Annotated in this window: 14 protein-coding genes and 1 pseudogene; 2 read left to right on the top strand and 13 right to left on the bottom strand. The window is 66.9% G+C overall.

What is annotated here, in order from left to right; all coding sequences use genetic code 11:
• Positions 1–7 precede the first annotated feature (7 nt).
• From CFB41_RS28865 to CFB41_RS28840, 6 genes are all read right to left on the bottom strand, one after another.
• A complete protein-coding gene (locus CFB41_RS28865; protein ID WP_089458811.1) occupies positions 8–691 on the bottom strand; it encodes a lytic transglycosylase domain-containing protein in 684 nt (227 codons plus the stop codon).
• 158 nt (positions 692–849) lie between these two features.
• Entirely contained in the window at positions 850–1245 is a 396-nt protein-coding gene (gene arr, locus CFB41_RS28860) for an NAD(+)--rifampin ADP-ribosyltransferase (RefSeq protein WP_089458810.1), read from the bottom strand.
• A gap of 32 nt (positions 1246–1277) precedes the next feature.
• Entirely contained in the window at positions 1278–2045 is a 768-nt protein-coding gene (locus tag CFB41_RS28855) for an ABC transporter permease (RefSeq protein WP_089458809.1), read from the bottom strand.
• The gene (locus CFB41_RS28850; protein WP_089458808.1) at positions 2042–2980 is read right to left on the bottom strand and encodes an ABC transporter ATP-binding protein; all 939 of its coding nucleotides are present in this window, start codon (positions 2978–2980) and stop codon (positions 2042–2044) included. The genes CFB41_RS28855 and CFB41_RS28850 overlap by 4 nt, the downstream gene beginning before the upstream one ends.
• On the bottom strand, positions 2977–4155 hold the full coding sequence (locus CFB41_RS28845) for an ABC transporter permease (RefSeq protein ID WP_089458807.1): 1179 nt from the start codon (positions 4153–4155) through the stop codon (positions 2977–2979). Before CFB41_RS28845 ends, CFB41_RS28850 begins: the two co-directional genes overlap by 4 nt.
• A complete protein-coding gene (locus CFB41_RS28840) occupies positions 4152–5075 on the bottom strand; it encodes an ABC transporter substrate-binding protein (RefSeq protein WP_089458806.1) in 924 nt (307 codons plus the stop codon). Before CFB41_RS28840 ends, CFB41_RS28845 begins: the two co-directional genes overlap by 4 nt.
• Before the next feature lie 167 nt (positions 5076–5242).
• Here CFB41_RS28840 and CFB41_RS28835 point away from each other — a divergent pair, with 167 nt between their 5' ends.
• Positions 5243–6172, top strand: a complete 930-nt coding sequence (locus tag CFB41_RS28835) for a 2-hydroxyacid dehydrogenase (RefSeq protein ID WP_089458805.1) — start codon at positions 5243–5245, stop codon at positions 6170–6172.
• Positions 6173–6268: 96 nt separating this feature from the next.
• Here the strand turns inward: CFB41_RS28835 and CFB41_RS28830 are convergent, their stop codons facing one another.
• From CFB41_RS28830 to CFB41_RS28820, 3 genes are all read right to left on the bottom strand, one after another.
• Complete coding sequence (locus CFB41_RS28830; RefSeq protein WP_089458804.1) at positions 6269–7276, bottom strand: zinc-binding dehydrogenase; 1008 nt, start codon at positions 7274–7276, stop codon at positions 6269–6271.
• A gap of 75 nt (positions 7277–7351) precedes the next feature.
• A complete protein-coding gene (locus CFB41_RS28825) occupies positions 7352–7792 on the bottom strand; it encodes a DoxX family protein (protein ID WP_089441722.1) in 441 nt (146 codons plus the stop codon).
• 74 nt (positions 7793–7866) lie between these two features.
• Positions 7867–8988 carry an alkene reductase gene (locus CFB41_RS28820; RefSeq protein WP_089458803.1) on the bottom strand — a complete coding sequence of 374 codons (1122 nt, stop codon included), beginning with the start codon at positions 8986–8988 and terminating at the stop codon, positions 7867–7869.
• Positions 8989–9131: 143 nt separating this feature from the next.
• On the opposite strand from CFB41_RS28820, the gene CFB41_RS28815 reads away from it, so the two are divergent.
• A complete protein-coding gene (locus CFB41_RS28815) occupies positions 9132–10040 on the top strand; it encodes a LysR family transcriptional regulator (RefSeq protein ID WP_089458802.1) in 909 nt (302 codons plus the stop codon).
• A 136-nt stretch (positions 10041–10176) separates the two neighbouring features.
• On the opposite strand, the pseudogene CFB41_RS28810 reads toward CFB41_RS28815, so the two are convergent.
• From CFB41_RS28810 to CFB41_RS28795, 4 genes and pseudogenes are all read right to left on the bottom strand, one after another.
• Positions 10177–10314: pseudogene (locus CFB41_RS28810) on the bottom strand (CocE/NonD family hydrolase C-terminal non-catalytic domain-containing protein); the annotation flags it as partial.
• A 271-nt stretch (positions 10315–10585) separates the two neighbouring features.
• Positions 10586–11689 carry a methyltransferase type 12 gene (locus CFB41_RS28805; RefSeq protein ID WP_144029971.1) on the bottom strand — a complete coding sequence of 368 codons (1104 nt, stop codon included), beginning with the start codon at positions 11687–11689 and terminating at the stop codon, positions 10586–10588.
• 45 nt (positions 11690–11734) lie between these two features.
• Positions 11735–12697 (bottom strand): cyclopropane-fatty-acyl-phospholipid synthase family protein, encoded by a 963-nt coding sequence (locus CFB41_RS28800; RefSeq protein WP_089459027.1) that lies wholly within the window; start codon positions 12695–12697, stop codon positions 11735–11737.
• 267 nt (positions 12698–12964) lie between these two features.
• Positions 12965–14917: a Xaa-Pro dipeptidyl-peptidase gene (locus tag CFB41_RS28795; protein WP_089458799.1), complete on the bottom strand. Its 1953-nt coding sequence runs from the start codon at positions 14915–14917 to the stop codon at positions 12965–12967.
• Positions 14918–14979 lie beyond the last annotated feature (62 nt).

The raw sequence follows: 14979 nt of genomic DNA, 5'->3' as shown, positions 1-14979 counted from the left end.
GTTCAGCTTAGTTGCCGCGAGCCGACGTCGGGCTCGTCTTTTCGCTGACCGGCACCATGCGGGCCTTCGCATCGTTCGCGGGATTCGAGGGATTCACGGCTTTCGCGTCGTTGTCAGGTTCGAGCACGAAGCGGAACGAATCGACGCGCTGCATCACCTTCGCCGCATACGCGTTCGAACCGCCGCTGTAGCTTCTCAGTCCGGCCCGCACGTCGCCACCGGCCGCCCTCACGTAACCCGACAGGATCGCGGAGCCGACTTCGACGTTCGCGTTCGGGTCGGTCAGGTCCTTCACGTTGCGCACCAGGCCACGGTGCGCGGTCGGCACGACCTGCATCAGCCCGGTCGCGCCATGCTGGCCGCGCGCCTTTTCCTGGAAGCGCGATTCGATCGAAATAATGGCGTAAACGAGTGCGGGAGGCAGCGAATATTTCGTCGCAGTGACGCTCACGATATCGGCGAGCTTCGCGGCCCGTTCCTTCGCGACGCCGAATTTCTTCGTCAGGTAGGACGTGATGCGGCGGTTTGCTTCGTTCGGCTGATCGTTGGCGTCGGCGAGCGGTGCGGATGCGACGGACGGCGCCGATGCGGCTGCTTCCGGCGCGGACGCAGGCAGTGCGGGCGCTTGCTGCGCCGACGCCTGTTGCGCGATGCCGAGCGAAAGCACGATCAGCCAGAGAAACCGTCGCATGGTGGAGTGCGGGGAATGGGAAGGCGCCTAGTATATCGGCCAATCGCGGCCGGTGGTCGAGTGCCGGTTCGAATGAAAGCGGCATGTAGGCTTGTGTCATGGCGAGCCGATCGAGGCGCCGATCGTTGCACGGACACGCATCGGAGTCCGGACGAACGCTAGTTGATGATCTCGCCGGTGCCGGTTTCGATGCGGATTCTGAGCTGCTGGATGAACGCCGGATCGTAGGGTTCCCAGCTATCGAGTTCGCCGACGATCTTCAAAGGCGATGTGCTTCGATACGATCGCGTCGGATTGCCCGGGAATTTCTTGTCCGTGACGTTCGGGTCGTTTTCGAATTCGCCGGTGGGTTCGACGATGTAGACGCGCGGCCGGCCGTCGCCTTTGGCCATTTCCGCCGCCAGGCCGGCGCCTTTGGGCAACGCCGTGAAGTAGATGTGATTCATCACGACGTCATCGCGATAATTCGATCGGAAGCCTGCCGTCAGCAAGTCGCCGATCCGCAAATCCGCTTTCGTGCCATGAAAAAACGGGCCGGTGTCCGAAATGGTCATGGTTTCTCCTTCCAAGAATCGCGCAACGGCTTCTACGCGCGCCGTGCGGCCGCCACCCGTGCAATCGCGCCGATCGCATCGCTGACGAGCACCGCGAGCAGCCCGACGATCACGCCGCCCTGCAGCACGAACGCGGTGTTCGACGTCTGCAGCCCCGCGATGATCACGTCGCCGAGCCCGCGCGCGGCGACCGTCGAGCCGATCGTCGCGGTGCCGAGATTGATCACGACCGCGAGCCGCACGCCGTTGATGATCACCGGAAACGCGAGCGGCAGCTCGACCGACACCAGTTGCTGCCAGCCGCTCATCCCCATCCCGCGCGCGGCGTCGACGACGTCGCGCGGCACGTCCTCGAGCCCCGCGATCGTGCTTTCGAACACGGGCAGCAGGCCGTACAACACGAGCGCGATCAGCACGGGCTTCAAGCCGAAGCCGACGGCCGGCACCGCGAGCGCGAGCACCGCGACGGGCGGGAAGGTCTGGCCGATGTCGACGACGCTGCGCGCGACCGGCAGGAAATCCGCGCCCCACGGCCGCGTGACCGCGATGCCGGCCGCGACCGCGACGATCGTGCCGATCACGCTCGACAACGCGACCGTGCCGAGATGCGCGAGCGTGAGGTCGAGCAGGCTCGCGCGATCGTAGATCACCGGCGCGCCGTTGTCCGCGAACGGCGCGAACAAGCCCTGGAGCCAGGCGGGTCGCAACAGCAGCACGAGCAGCAGCGCGAGCGCGGCCGCGCGTGCGATGTAAGCGGGAAGTGCCGACCGCCCGGGCCGCGTGCTGCCGCGCGTCGTCATGCGGGCTTCCTTGCGTGCGCGCGGATCGCATCGAGCGTGATGCGGCGCGTGTTGCGGCCGTCGTCATCTTCCACCGGAAGCACATCGACACCGCGCCACAGCAGCTCCGACACTGCATCGCGCAGCGTGCGCGTCGCGGCGATCGGTTCGCCATCGGCATGACCGGGTTCGGCCACGGCATCGATCGGCGTCAGCGCGAGCAGGCGCAGCGGCCGGTCGACGCCGGCGACCAACTGTTCGACGACGCCGGCTGCCGGCTTGCCGAGAATCTCGGCAGGCGTGGCGACCTGCAGCAGCCGGCCGCCGTCCATCACCGCGATCGTGTCGCCGAGCTTCAGCGCTTCCTCGATGTCGTGCGTGACGATCACGACGGTGATGCCGAGGCGGCGCTGCAACGCAAACAGGTCGTCCTGCGCCTTGTTGCGGATGATCGGATCGAGCGCGCCGAACGGCTCGTCCATCAGCAGCATCGCGGGCTCGGCCGCGAGCGCGCGCGCCACGCCGACGCGTTGTTGCTGGCCGCCCGACAGTTCATGCGGCAGCTTGTCCGCGAACTCGGCCGGCGGGAGATGGAACAGGTCGAGCAATTCGTTCACGCGCGCGTCGATGCGATCGGCCGGCCAGCCGAGCAGGCGCGGCACGGTCGCGATGTTGCGCGCGACGCTCCAGTGCGGAAACAGCCCGTGCCCCTGGATCGCATAGCCGATGCCGCGACGAAGCTGCTCGGGCGCAACGGTGGCCGTATCGACGCCGTCGATACGGATCGTGCCGCTGGTGGGCGCGATCAGCCGGTTGATCATGCGCAGCAGCGTCGACTTGCCGCTGCCCGACGCACCGACGAGCGCGGTGATCGTGCCGCGCTTCATCGTCAGCGACACGTCGTCGACGGCGACGATATCGCCGAAGCGTTTGCCCGCACGTTCGATCTCGATCATCCTGCACGCCCCTTCGCGAGCGTGGTCGCGGCTTCGAATATGACGGCCGCCACCAGCGCGAGCACGATCGTCGGGATCGCGCCGAGCAGCACGAGATCGGCGGCCGATTGCCCGATCCCCTGGAAGATGAAGGTGCCGAAGCCGCCGCCGCCGATCAGCGCGGCGACCGCGGTCAGCCCGATGTTCTGCACGAGCACGATGCGCACGCCGCTCAGGATCACCGGCAGCGCGAGCACGAGATCGACGCGCAGCAACCGCTGCGCACGCGTCATGCCCATCGCGCGCGCCGCTTCGGTGACGTGCGGCGGCACCTGGCCGAGCCCGACCACGACGCTCGACGCGATCGGCAGCAGCGAATACAGGAACAGTGCGAGCACGGCCGGTGCGACGCCGATGCCGCGGATGCCGAGCGCGGCCGCGAGCGGCACGTGTGCGGCGAGCAAGCCGAGCGGCGCCATCATCAGCCCGTACATCGCGATGCTGGGGATCGTCTGCACGATATTGAGCACGGGCATCGCGACGGTGCGCACCGCCGCGATGCGCGCGCAGGCGATGCCGAGCGGCACGCCCGCGACGAGCGCGGCGGCCACCGAGCCACCGGTGAGCGACACGTGCCGGATCGCCTCGATCCAGAAGTCGTCGCTGCGCACCGCGTATTCGCGCATCACCGAGAGGCCGTCCCACCAGCCGCTCGCGAGCGGCACCGAAATCGCTGCTATCGCGACGACGAGCGCGGCGAGGCGCCGCCAGGGGCCGAACGCGAGCCGTGCGAGCGCATCCGCGACGAGCACGGCCCACGCGAACAGCAGCAGCCAGACGCCGGAGGAGGGCGATACGCGGGCGAGCGTGTCGTCAGGTGCGACGAGGTGCGTCGCGGCCGCGCCGACCGCGTACGCGAGCGTGGCGAGCCACGCGCAGCCGGCCATCAGGCGCCACGCGGGGCGGCTCGCCGTCATTGCCCACAGCGCGCCGACGATCCACAACGCGGCGAGCCCGGCGCCCTGCAGGGCCGGCAGCGCGGCGAACACCGACAGGTCGGCGCCGGCCGCGATGCGGTTCGGCCGCAGCACCGCGAACGGCAGGCCGAGCACGGCGACGATCGTCAGGACCCCGATCAGGATGCCGACCTTGTCCGCCGTGATGCGCCGCGCGGACGCCGCCGCGCGACCCGTCATTTAACGAAGCCCTTCGCTTTCAGGTAGCTTTTCGCGACGCCGGCGGCCGGTTCGCCGTTGATCTGGATGCGCGCGTTCAGCGTCTGCAGCGTCTTCAGGTCGAGGCTCGCGAACACGGGCTTCAGGTAGTCGGCGATCTGCGGATGCGCTTTCAGCACGGCTTCGCGGATCACCGGTGCGGGCGCGTAGACGGGCTGCACGTGCTTGTCGTCGTCGAGCACCGCGAGGCCGCTCGACGCGATGCCGCCGTCGGTGCCGTAGACCATCGCCGCATTCACGCCGTCGGTCTGGTTCGCGGCGGCCTTGATGGTTGCGGCCGTGTCGCCGCCGGACAGCACGACGAGCTGGTCGGGCTTCAGCTTGAAGCCGTACGCCTTCTCGAACGACGGCAGCGCCGACGCGCTGTTCACGAATTCGGCCGACGCCGCGAGCTTCACCTTGCCGCCGCCGGCCACCCACTTGCCGAAATCGGAGAAGGTCTTCAGGTGCTGCGACTGCGCGACCGGTGCGAGCACGGCGACGCCCCACGTGTTGTTCGCGGGCGCCGGGGTGAGCCAGACGAGATGGTTCGCCGCGTAGTCGAGTTGCTTCGCGGTGTCGTAGCCTTGGCTCGCGTTCTTCCACAGCGGATCGTCCGCCTTGTTGAAGAAGAACGCGGCATTGCCGGTGTATTCGGGGTAGACGTCGATCTCGCCGCTCGTGAGCGCCTTGCGCACGATCGGCGTGGTGCCGAGCGCGATCTTTTCGGTGACGGGAATGCCGTGGGCCTTCAGCACCTGCGCGATGAGGTTGCCGAGCAGGTTGCCTTCGGTGTCGATCTTCGACGACACCACGACGGGCGTGTCGGCATGTGCGGCGGGCGCGACGAGGGTAGCGGCGAGCGCGAGGCCCAGGATCCGGGCGGGCAGGGCGAGCTTCATACGGGGCCAATCTCCAGGACGGGGGCGTACGCCGAAAGTTACTTGACTGAGCCGGCTTTGGCAAACCGCGTGCGGCGGCGTGCCCACAGCCCGTGTGGGGATTACCCGCATCCGTGTGGCAGGCTTGTTACACTGAATCCGTTCCCGCCTTGCCGACACTTCCTGACATGAAGCCCGAGTTGCTGGTTCTCATCGCATTGCGCGGTGACGCGCATCGCGAGATCGCCGCGTCGTTCGACGTGCGCTACGCCCCGACATCCGATGAACGCGAACGTGCGATCGCCGAACACGGCGGCACGATACGCGCGGTGCTGACCAACGGCAGCACGGGGCTCACCGCCGCCGAAATCGATCGCCTTCCGCAGCTCACGTTCGTCAGCGCGCTCGGCGCCGGCTACGAGCACATCGATGTCGCGCATGCCAAAGCGCGCGGCGTGACCGTGGTCACGGGCGCCGGCACCAACGACGATTGCGTCGCCGATCATGCGTTCGCGCTGCTGCTCGCGGCCGTGCGCAACGTCGTGCAGCTCGATGCGAAAACCCGCGCGGGCGTGTGGCGCGACGGCCTGGCGATGCCGCCGAACGTGTCGGGCAAGAAGCTCGGCATCGTCGGGCTCGGCAAGATCGGCGAGAAGTGCGCGCGCCGCGCGGCCGGCTTCGATATCGAGATCGGTTATCACAACCGGTCGCAGAAGAACGTCCCTTACCGCTATTTCGACCGCGTCGACGCGCTCGCGCAATGGGCCGATTTCCTGATCGTCGCGACACCCGGCGGCGCGGGCACGCGGCACCTGATCGATCGCGCAGTGCTCGACGCGCTCGGCCCTGGCGGATTCGTCGTCAACGTGTCACGCGGCAGCGTTGTCGATACCGCTGCTTTGGCGGAGGCGTTGCGCGAAGGGCGTATCGCGGGCGCGGGGCTCGACGTGTACGAAGGCGAACCCGAGCCGCCGCGCGCGCTGACGGATCTCGACAGCGTCGTGCTGACCCCGCACATGGGCGGCTGGTCGCCCGAGGCGCTCGATCGGTCGGTGCGGCAGTTCATCGACAATGCCGAGCGGCACTTTTCAGGGCGGCCGGTGTTGACGCCGGTGTGAGCGGCGCCGGGACGATGATTCGTCGCCCACCGTTTCGTCTAGGATCGATGGTCGCGTGAGAGGCGCCACGCGACGGTCGAGGGCGGAGGCGAAGTGCTATCGATCGATACGCAGCACGAGCTTTCCGGTCGTGCCGCCCGACTCGAGCGCCACATGCCCGTCGACGATCGCGTCGAGCGCATAGCTGCCCCCGATCAGCGGCTTCAGCGCACCGGTGGCCAGCAAGCCGAACAACTCGCCGAGCGTTTGCTGGACGACGCGATCGGTGAGGAACGCATGCAACGCGAAACCCGATAGCGAGCGGCAGCCGAAGATGAGCGCGTTCATCAGGCTGTCATCGACCGCGAGCAACTGGCCGCTTGCCGCGCCATAGGCGATGAAACGACCGTGCGGCGCAAGGCTGGACGCCAGCGTGCGGGCCACGGCGCCACCGATCGAATCGAACACGACGTCGGGGCCCGTGCCGCCGGTTGCGGCGCCGAGTCGATCGACCCACGCGTCGTCGCGATAACTCACGGCCTGATCGGCACCGAGCGCCCGCACCGTCGATAGCTTCTCCGTGGAACCGGCCAGGCCGACGATCGTCCTGGCACCGTCGAGTCTCGCCAGCTGGATGAGCATCGAACCGACGCCGCCGGCCGCGGCGGTGATGGCGACGGATCGTGCGGCCACCGGCGTCTCGCGCAGCAGCATGCGGGCGACCAGCCCCTGCAGCATGACCGCGACGGCGTCGTCGTCCGAAACGGCGTCGGGAATCGCGACGACCAGCGGAGCGCGTACCGTCACATATTCGGCATAGCCGCCGGTTCCGCTCGTTGCGCCGAACAGCGCCGCGGCCACGCGATCGCCGGCCCGGAAGTCCCGCACGTTCGCGCCGACGGCTTCGACGGTGCCGACCGTTTCCGATCCCAATATCGCCGGCAACGTCGGCGCCGGGCCCGGATAGGTACCGGCGCGTTGCAGCGTTTCCGCGAAATTCAGTCCGATGCGCGTCACGCGCACGAGGACTTCATCGGGAGCCGGCGTCGGGCGCGCGATCACGACCGGCAGGAGTACGGACGGCGCGCCGAAACGATCGATCTGAATGGCATTCATGGTATTCACGGGAAAATCTCGCTGGATGCGGGGCATTGCCCCCCGGGTGTGTGAGGTGTCGGGCAGGACGCGGCGTCGGCCGGATCACTCCGGCAGGGACGTTCGATCGCCGCGATCGAACGACGCGCGGCCCGCGCCATTCAGCACGAGCGCGAGCAGGCCGCCCGTCATCGACAGGTTCATCATGAAGAAGGTCTGCTGCGTCTGGTCGCCGCCGCTATGGAAGATCACCGCGGCGATGACCGAAAAGATCGCGAGCCCGAGCGCGGCGAGTCGCGTCATGAAGCCCGCGATCAACGCGAGGCCGCCGGCGACCTCGACGAAGATCACGAGCGGCAGCAGTGCCCCCGGTACGCCCATGTGCGCCATGTATTGCTCGGTGCCTGCGTAGTTGAAGATCTTGCTGATGCCCGCGCCGACGTAGACGCCGGCGATGAGGGTGCGCACCAGGACGGACAGGATGGCGTTGACGGCGGGCGTCTGCGTAGCGGTTCGGTACAGGGTGCGGTTGATCGATCGAATCATGGTGAGTCCTTGTTCGTGAGGCGGCGGATCGGCGATCCGCCGCCGTGTTCAGCGGTTCGGGTTCGGGGCCGCGCTCATGCGCGGAACGGCGGGTAGTCGGTATAGCCGGCTTCGCCGCCGCCATAGGCCATGGACATGTCCGCATGCGCGAGCGGCCGATCGTGCCGGAAGCGTTCGGCAAGATCCGGGTTCGCGATGAACGGGTAGCCGAACGACACGAGATCGGCGTGGCCCGTGGAAAGCGCCGTTTCCGCGCGTGCTTTCGTATAGCCGTTGTTCGCGATGTAATGCCCGCCGAACGCGCGCTTGAGCGCGCCGTAGTCGAATGCGGGCACCGCGTCCGGTGCGGCCTGGGGGACGCCTTCGACGACATGGAGATAGACCGCGAGGCCGCTCAGCCGGTTGGCGAATCGCTCGAACAGCGTTTGCGGATCGCTATCCGCGATTCCACCGAAATGCGGCGTGACCGGAGAGATACGGATACCTAATCGATCGGGGCCTGAAACGAGGCCGACTGCGCGCACGACCTCGAGTGGCAGCCGAAGCCGGTTGTCGATCGTGCCGCCGTAGTCGTCGGTCCGGTGGTTCGTGCCGTCGCGCAGGAACTGGTCGAGCAGGTAGCCGTTGCCGGCGTGAATCTCCACGCCGTCGAACCCGGCCTGCAATGCGGCACGAGCGGCCAGCACGTATTGGTCGACGATGGCGGGCAATTCGGCGGTTTCGAGCGCGCGCGGTACCGGGTACGGCTGCGGGCCCGTCGGCGTATAGGCGTCGCCGTCGGGCCGGATCGGAGACGGCGCGACCGGTCGTGCACCGTCCGGCTGCAGGTCCGGGTGACCGATGCGGCCGACGTGGGCCAGTTGCACGAAAATGCGGCCGCCTTCACGGTGTACCGCGTCGGTCACCTGTTTCCAGCCCGCGATCTGCGCATCGCTGTAGATGCCCGGCGTGAACGGATAGCCCTTGCCCTGCGGCGAGATCTGCGCGCCCTCGGTGACGATCAGGCCGGCCGAGGCCCGTTGCGCATAGTAGGTCGCGTTCATCGGGCCGGGCGCGTCGCCGGCACCGGCACGGCTGCGCGTCATCGGCGCCATCACGATGCGATTCCTGAGCGTGATGCGCCCGAGCTCGATCGGGTCGAACAGCGTAGGACGCGCAGGCGCCCGGGGCGGCGAGAGAAAGCGGTCGGTCGTCATGGTTCCATGTTCCTGTGACATTGAGGGGAGACTGTCGACGCGGGGGCGCCGCGATCGACATGGCGTGACAGGAATGTAGGGGATCGTTTCGATCGAAACAATTGGCTAGAATGGATCGTTAAAATCAATTTTCTGGATAGATCGTGGATCGCAGCCCCAATCTGGATCAGCTTCGTGCGTTCGTCGCCGTCGTCGAGGCCGGCAGTTTTTCAGGGGCGGCGCGTCGGCTCGGCAGGGCGCAATCGGTGGTGAGTTATGCGGTCGCCAGCCTTGAGGCACAGCTGGGCATGCCGTTGTTCGAACGCGGCAGGCGCCGTCCGCAGCTGACGGCGGCCGGCGAGGTCGTGCTCGCCGATGCGCGTCGGCTCGACATGCTGATGGGGCAGTTGCAGGCGAAGACGGCCGGTTTGCGGGGCGGCGTGGAAGCCGAGCTGTCGCTGGCCGTCGACGTGATGTTTCCGTTGCCGAAACTGGTCGAAGGGATGCAGGCGTTTGCCGAGGCGTTCCCGACCGTCGCACTCAACCTGGCGATCGAAGCGCTCGGCGGCGTCATGAAGCTGGTGCTCGACGGCGGCTGTGCGCTCGGCATCAGCGGCCCGATTCCGAACTGGCCGGATGCGATCGACGCGACCTCGATGGGGGCGATCGAGTTGCTGACCGTTGCGGCGCCCGTGCATCCACTCGGGTTGCGCGACCTGCCGATTCCGCTCTCGGAGGCGCGCGAACATACGCAGATCGTGCTCACCGACCGCAGCAAGGTCACCGACGGGCAATCGTTCGGAATCCATGCGACCCGCACCTGGAAGGTGGCCGACCTCGGCGCGAAACATCGGTTGCTGCTCGCCGGGCTGGGCTGGGGATCGATGCCGATGCATCTGATCGAGGACGATCTGCAGTCGGGCCGTCTCGTGCCGGTGCAACTGGCCGACCGGCGCACGTTCCGCTACGGACTGTCGCTGATCCGGCGTGCCGATCGCGCGAGCGGTCCGGCCGCGCAGTGGCTGATCGATTATTTGAGTCGTCAGGGCGATCCGAATGGCCGGCGGGCCTGACCCATGCCCGGCGGTGAGCGGCCGGGCAGGCCGCCCGGCCAGCCTTGCAATACGCGACGATTGAAGGCTGGCTGGACGTTCGGCCGTGTGAGCGACGCGCGCCGGCGGAAGCGCGTTCCGCGCGGCGCACGCCCGCTCAGGACGAAGCCAGCGGCACCGTCACCGACGTACCGGCCGGATCGAGCGTCAGCCCGGTGCCCGGCGTCGGCCGCAGCGTCGCCTCGTTGTCGCGCGACAGCACGACGAGCCCCAGCCGATGGCCGGCTTCCAGCAAGAATAAAAAAAGATTGCGTCGCGGCAGCCAATCAAGCGCCGAAATAGCGATCTGCGTGAAACGGCATTTCACTCCATAACGTCCGGCGATTGGCCGGATACGGGCCGCAGATGGAGATGATCGGCCCGGGAGGATGTGGTCATACAGGCAGACCAACGGCGCGTGGCATGCGGCTCGCAATTGCGCGCGCGGGTGTTCGCGACAGCGCGAAGCATGTCCGTTGCCGTTGTTTCGACCGTATCGACGCGTTTGCGTGGCCGATCCGGTTGCCTCAATTCGCGGGACGGACACCGGCCAGATCGGCCGCCGCGATTTCATCCGTGGAAGGAAGCGGCCGAATGGTCACCTCGCCGGAAATGAACCGTTTCCCCTTGGCATCGCGGCCATGGTAGCGCGTGCTGATCGCGTGAAATTCCGCATTACCCGACGCCAGATGCTCGAGCTCCGTCACGTAGGCGCGCACGTCCGCCCGATTCCCGAGCGGTCCGGCAAGGACGCGGTCGCGTGCGGCCATCAGATTGCGCTCGTTCTGCGCAACCAGCGTTGCCAGCTTGTTCAGCGCGTCCTGGAGTTTCAGGCCCTCCCGGTACATCAGCAGCCAGACGGAGTTGACCGAATCGGCGATATGAATTTCCTTTCGGAATGAGTACGGGTCGTTGACCAGCGTAATCGAATCGATGGCGGCCGTTCTCATTTCCGCCAACGAGCGGTCGGCCACCAGGTGCTCGGTCATGTCGACGTCGATGGCGTACTCCGTCATGATGGCTGCCCATTCCCCATAGTTGTCGATGCGCCGCATCTCCAGGTAGGCGTCGAACGTGAGTTCGTCCATCTTCAGGGCCAGCGGATCCGTCTGCCTGATGATCAGCGTATGCAGCGCGTCCTCCATGCGTTTCCAGACACGCGGTTTCGACGCCAGATGTGCCTTGACGGGCAAGAGCCCCTCGTACAGCAATTGCGCGATGGGCGCGGTGTCGGGCGGGCGAATGCCGGCGATTGCATCGAAGTAGTGCTGGCGCAATGTCGAGCGCTTGTGTGCCTGCTCCAGCATCGCGGGGTTGGTGATGGTGTCGTCGATCAGCGTGGTGATGCTCATCATCCGTTCCAGATCGTAGATCCTGTCGTTCAGCGTGTGCGGATAGCACAGGCCACCGAATGACGGCATGCTTTGCGCCAGATAATGTTCGACGGCCTTCTGGCTGCCGTAGTAGGCGAGGATGTACGGGCTGTCCGTGAGCGCGATCCGCCGTTCCGCCTCGTCGTGGAGCGGATGCCACATGGGTTTCAATTGCAGATGGAAGTCCGGATGGAAGATTGTCTCCCCGGGCTTCGGCAGGCCAGGCAGGTTGCGGACGAAGTTGGGAATATCTGTCATGGCGGGTTCTCGGGCTTGATGTCCGGCGGCGCGAACGGGCGGCCTTCATCGACCTTGCTTGAGCACGAAGCTATAGATGGAAACCTGATGCTTCACGATGGCGACGGCCAGGCTTTCGCACATCACGCGGAGTTCCTCCAGCGCGCCGACCGCACCCGTCGGGAAATGGCACTCGATGTTGTCCTGAACGTTCAACAGCCACCGCGTCGCGTCTGTCCGGTTCGGCAGGACCTGCATGTCCTGGACGCGGAAGCCGCTTTGCTCGAATACCTGGCGCAGGTACGCGGGCGTCTTGCGATACTTGCACGCCAGCCTGTCGACCAGGTCGGGCGTATCGGAACGGTATTCGAAGAGATCGACGTTATATAAGTTATCCGAAACGATGACCGTCCCGTTTGCGCCCAGCCGCTGTCGCAATTTGGCCATCACGATTTCGAAGAGATCGTAGGGGAAATGGGAGATCACTCCACGCATGATCACGAGGTCGTAGGGCTGGTCGACATCCGGCAGCAGGTCGATGTCCAGCGCATTGCACTGGAACAGGTTGATCCTGTCGGACAATCGCCGCGCGGCGTTGACCTCGGCGCAATATTCGAGCTGGCGGCTGCTGATGTTGATGCCGTCCAGGCGATGGCAGTCGGGAAACCGCTCGGACAGATCGCGCAGCACGGTTCCCCATCCGCATCCGATATCGAGTACCCGGTTGATCGGCTGGCGCGCGGGCGTCTCCAGACCGGCGATCTTCAATTGCCGTTCGAAATACCTGCGGCCGGATTCGTCGAGATCGACCGGCGTCGGCGATTGGGGATGGTCAAAGACGCCGAACTGGAACCAGAGGCGATCGCCGATGGCCTTGCTCCAGTTCACCGGGTCGTCCTGGTAGGCCTCTACGACCCGGGATTCGTAATCGTTTCGCTCTCGGCCGCGAATTGCCGCGAATGGCGGGTTACGCCGATCGTTCAATCGCGAAGCGGATGCGGCGGTTGTGCCGGTAACCAGGTTGTTCATTGCCATTTCCCCGCAGCGACCGGATAAAAATGTCCGGATTATTGATTTTTAAATCTAGCCGGTGGGGAATCGATGTCAAGCGATACAAGATTGTTTCGGATTTCGATTCAATAATGTAATTGATTTATGAAGCGTGGAATTCTTGTTTTAAAGAGCCATTGCCTCCGTTTCCATAAGAATCGGGAAATGGAACCGAATGAATGAAGCGATCCCGGGACGCCGGTGCACTGGCGTCCCGGGATCGCTTCAGGACGGGCATGCTGCCGTTCAGGAAGCCAGCGGCACCGTCACCGACGTACCGGCCGGATCGAGCGTCAGCCCGGTGCCCGGCGTCGGCCGCAGCGTCGCCTCGTTGTCGCTCGACAGCACGACCAGCCCCAGCCGGTGGCCGGCTTCCAGCTTGTAGTCACGCGGCATGAACGTCAGCTTCAGGTCGTACGGCATGCCGGGCAGAACCGGCTGCGAGACCCACTCCGACACGCGGTTGCGCGGATCGGTCCACGCACGCGTGACGATCGTCGCCGTGCCGTCCGGCGCGCGGTCGACCAGCAGGGCCGTCACGTTGGCCACGGCCGTGAAGGTCAGCCTGACGCGCGCGGTCGCGGAACCGGACAGGCGTGTCGCGGCCGTGAGCGGCGCGGTTTCGAAGCGGCTGCGGTTCTCGCCCGTCGGCGCGTTCGCCAGCGTGAGCGCGGTGATGCGCGCATCGTCGGTGAAACGCGCGAGCGGGCCGCCGGTCGGCAGTCGCAGCAGCGTGCCGGTGCCTGCGCCGTCGCCACCCGCGAAATACGTGACCGGCGTGGCGTGGCGCGCGGCCCAGTCCGCTTCCTTCAGCAGCGTGCCGTCCGCCTGCTCGATCACCGCGCGCGGATCGCGTTCGACGCCGTTGTCGAAACCGATCAGGTAGCGCGTAAACCAGCGGTTCACTTCCGCGGTCCACGCATCGGCCATCGCCGGCACGCGGGTCGGGTCGGTGTGCTTCAGGCGATGCAGCCACAGCTGCGTCGGCACGCCCTGGCGCCGCATCGCGAGATGCCACAGCGTCGACTGGTCGACCCGCACGTTGTCGTCGGTGAGCCCCTGCGCGACGAGCGCCGGCGCGACCGCGTACGCGGTGGGGATATCGCGCGCGGCCCAGAACGGCGAATAGTCGCCGGTCTTGCGGTCTTCCTGCTGCAGCGCTTCGTCGATCAGGTGCGTGCAGCGCTCCGGATGCGCGTTCGTCAGCAGCGCCTTGATGTACACGTCGACGTCCTCGCCCTGATAGCCTTCCGGCGCACGCACGAGCCCGCCCGAGCGGTAGTAGCCGTACATGTTCGTCAGCCCGGCGACCGGCACGATCGCGTCGAGCCCGCGCGTGCGCAGGCTCGCGACCATCTTCGGCAGCGTGCCGTCGTACGACACGCCGTACATGCCGACGTGGCCCGTCGACCAGTTCGCGACGACCGTCTTGCCGTTCGCGTCCTTCGCGGTCGCGTCGCGGCCGAGCCAGCGGATCACCGAGGCCATCGCGACCGATTCGTCGCGGGTGAGGATCGTCGGGCAGCCGTCCGAGCCGGCCGTGCCGAGCGAATCCGCGTAGACGATCGTGAAGCCGCGCGGAATGAAGTAGCCCTCGATCCACGAGCGCCCGGCGGCGGCCGCCTCGACCTGCTGCAGCATCCGCACCTGCGGCGCGGCGGCCATGATGCGCGCGGAGGCGCCGGTCGCTGCCGTGGCCGCCGTGGCGGCCGGATGCGGCGTGCCGTCGAGTTCGACGTCGACGTTGTGGTCGGGGCTGTCGGCGAGGCCCGCGTAGTACGGGCTCGCGAGCACGATGACAGGCGTGCGCGCGCCGTTCGCGGTTTCGGTCGGGCGCACGATGCGCACGTGGATGCGGTCGCGTTTGCCGTCGCCGTCGGAATCGACCGGCGTGTCGACCCACGCGTTCTCCTCGATCGTGCCGCCCGACAGCGACGGCTGCACCTGGCCGTTCGTGATCACGGGCCGATAGCGGCCGCCGCTGGCCGGGTTGGCGTACGGCACGCCCGACGGCGAAATGCGTGACGCGAGCGACTGCTTGTCGGCCGCCGACGCGGCGGCCCCCTCCTGTTGGCCCTGCGCGAGCGCGGAGGCGCCCGCCACGCTGCCGCCGTCGTCGCCGCCGCACGCGGCGAGCGTTGCGGCCGCAACGAGCGCGGGAAGCCACGCGCGACACAATCCGGTTCGATGAATGTCCATTGTCGACCTCTTCTTGTGATTGTCTGGAACCGGACGGCCCGCGATATGCCCCCTGCGGCCGG

Origin of the sequence: Burkholderia sp. AU33803 (assembly GCF_002223095.1) — a bacterium.
GTDB lineage: Bacteria > Pseudomonadota > Gammaproteobacteria > Burkholderiales > Burkholderiaceae > Burkholderia.
Note: the sequence above shows the minus strand (reverse complement) of the source record. Positions and strands in the feature narration are given on the sequence as shown.

What these genes read in the sequence shown, in the direction of transcription:
- CFB41_RS28865 (WP_089458811.1), bottom strand. Translation starts at nt 691, where the DNA reads ATGCGACGGTTTCTCTGGCTGATCGTGCTTTCGCTCGGCATCGCGCAA.
- arr (WP_089458810.1), bottom strand. Translation starts at nt 1,245, where the DNA reads ATGACCATTTCGGACACCGGCCCGTTTTTTCATGGCACGAAAGCGGAT.
- CFB41_RS28855 (WP_089458809.1), bottom strand. Translation starts at nt 2,045, where the DNA reads ATGACGACGCGCGGCAGCACGCGGCCCGGGCGGTCGGCACTTCCCGCT.
- CFB41_RS28850 (WP_089458808.1), bottom strand. Translation starts at nt 2,980, where the DNA reads ATGATCGAGATCGAACGTGCGGGCAAACGCTTCGGCGATATCGTCGCC.
- CFB41_RS28845 (WP_089458807.1), bottom strand. Translation starts at nt 4,155, where the DNA reads ATGACGGGTCGCGCGGCGGCGTCCGCGCGGCGCATCACGGCGGACAAG.
- CFB41_RS28840 (WP_089458806.1), bottom strand. Translation starts at nt 5,075, where the DNA reads ATGAAGCTCGCCCTGCCCGCCCGGATCCTGGGCCTCGCGCTCGCCGCT.
- CFB41_RS28835 (WP_089458805.1), top strand. Translation starts at nt 5,243, where the DNA reads ATGAAGCCCGAGTTGCTGGTTCTCATCGCATTGCGCGGTGACGCGCAT.
- CFB41_RS28825 (WP_089441722.1), bottom strand. Translation starts at nt 7,792, where the DNA reads ATGATTCGATCGATCAACCGCACCCTGTACCGAACCGCTACGCAGACG.
- CFB41_RS28820 (WP_089458803.1), bottom strand. Translation starts at nt 8,988, where the DNA reads ATGACGACCGACCGCTTTCTCTCGCCGCCCCGGGCGCCTGCGCGTCCT.
- CFB41_RS28805 (WP_144029971.1), bottom strand. Translation starts at nt 11,689, where the DNA reads ATGACAGATATTCCCAACTTCGTCCGCAACCTGCCTGGCCTGCCGAAG.
- CFB41_RS28800 (WP_089459027.1), bottom strand. Translation starts at nt 12,697, where the DNA reads ATGAACAACCTGGTTACCGGCACAACCGCCGCATCCGCTTCGCGATTG.
- CFB41_RS28795 (WP_089458799.1), bottom strand. Translation starts at nt 14,917, where the DNA reads ATGGACATTCATCGAACCGGATTGTGTCGCGCGTGGCTTCCCGCGCTC.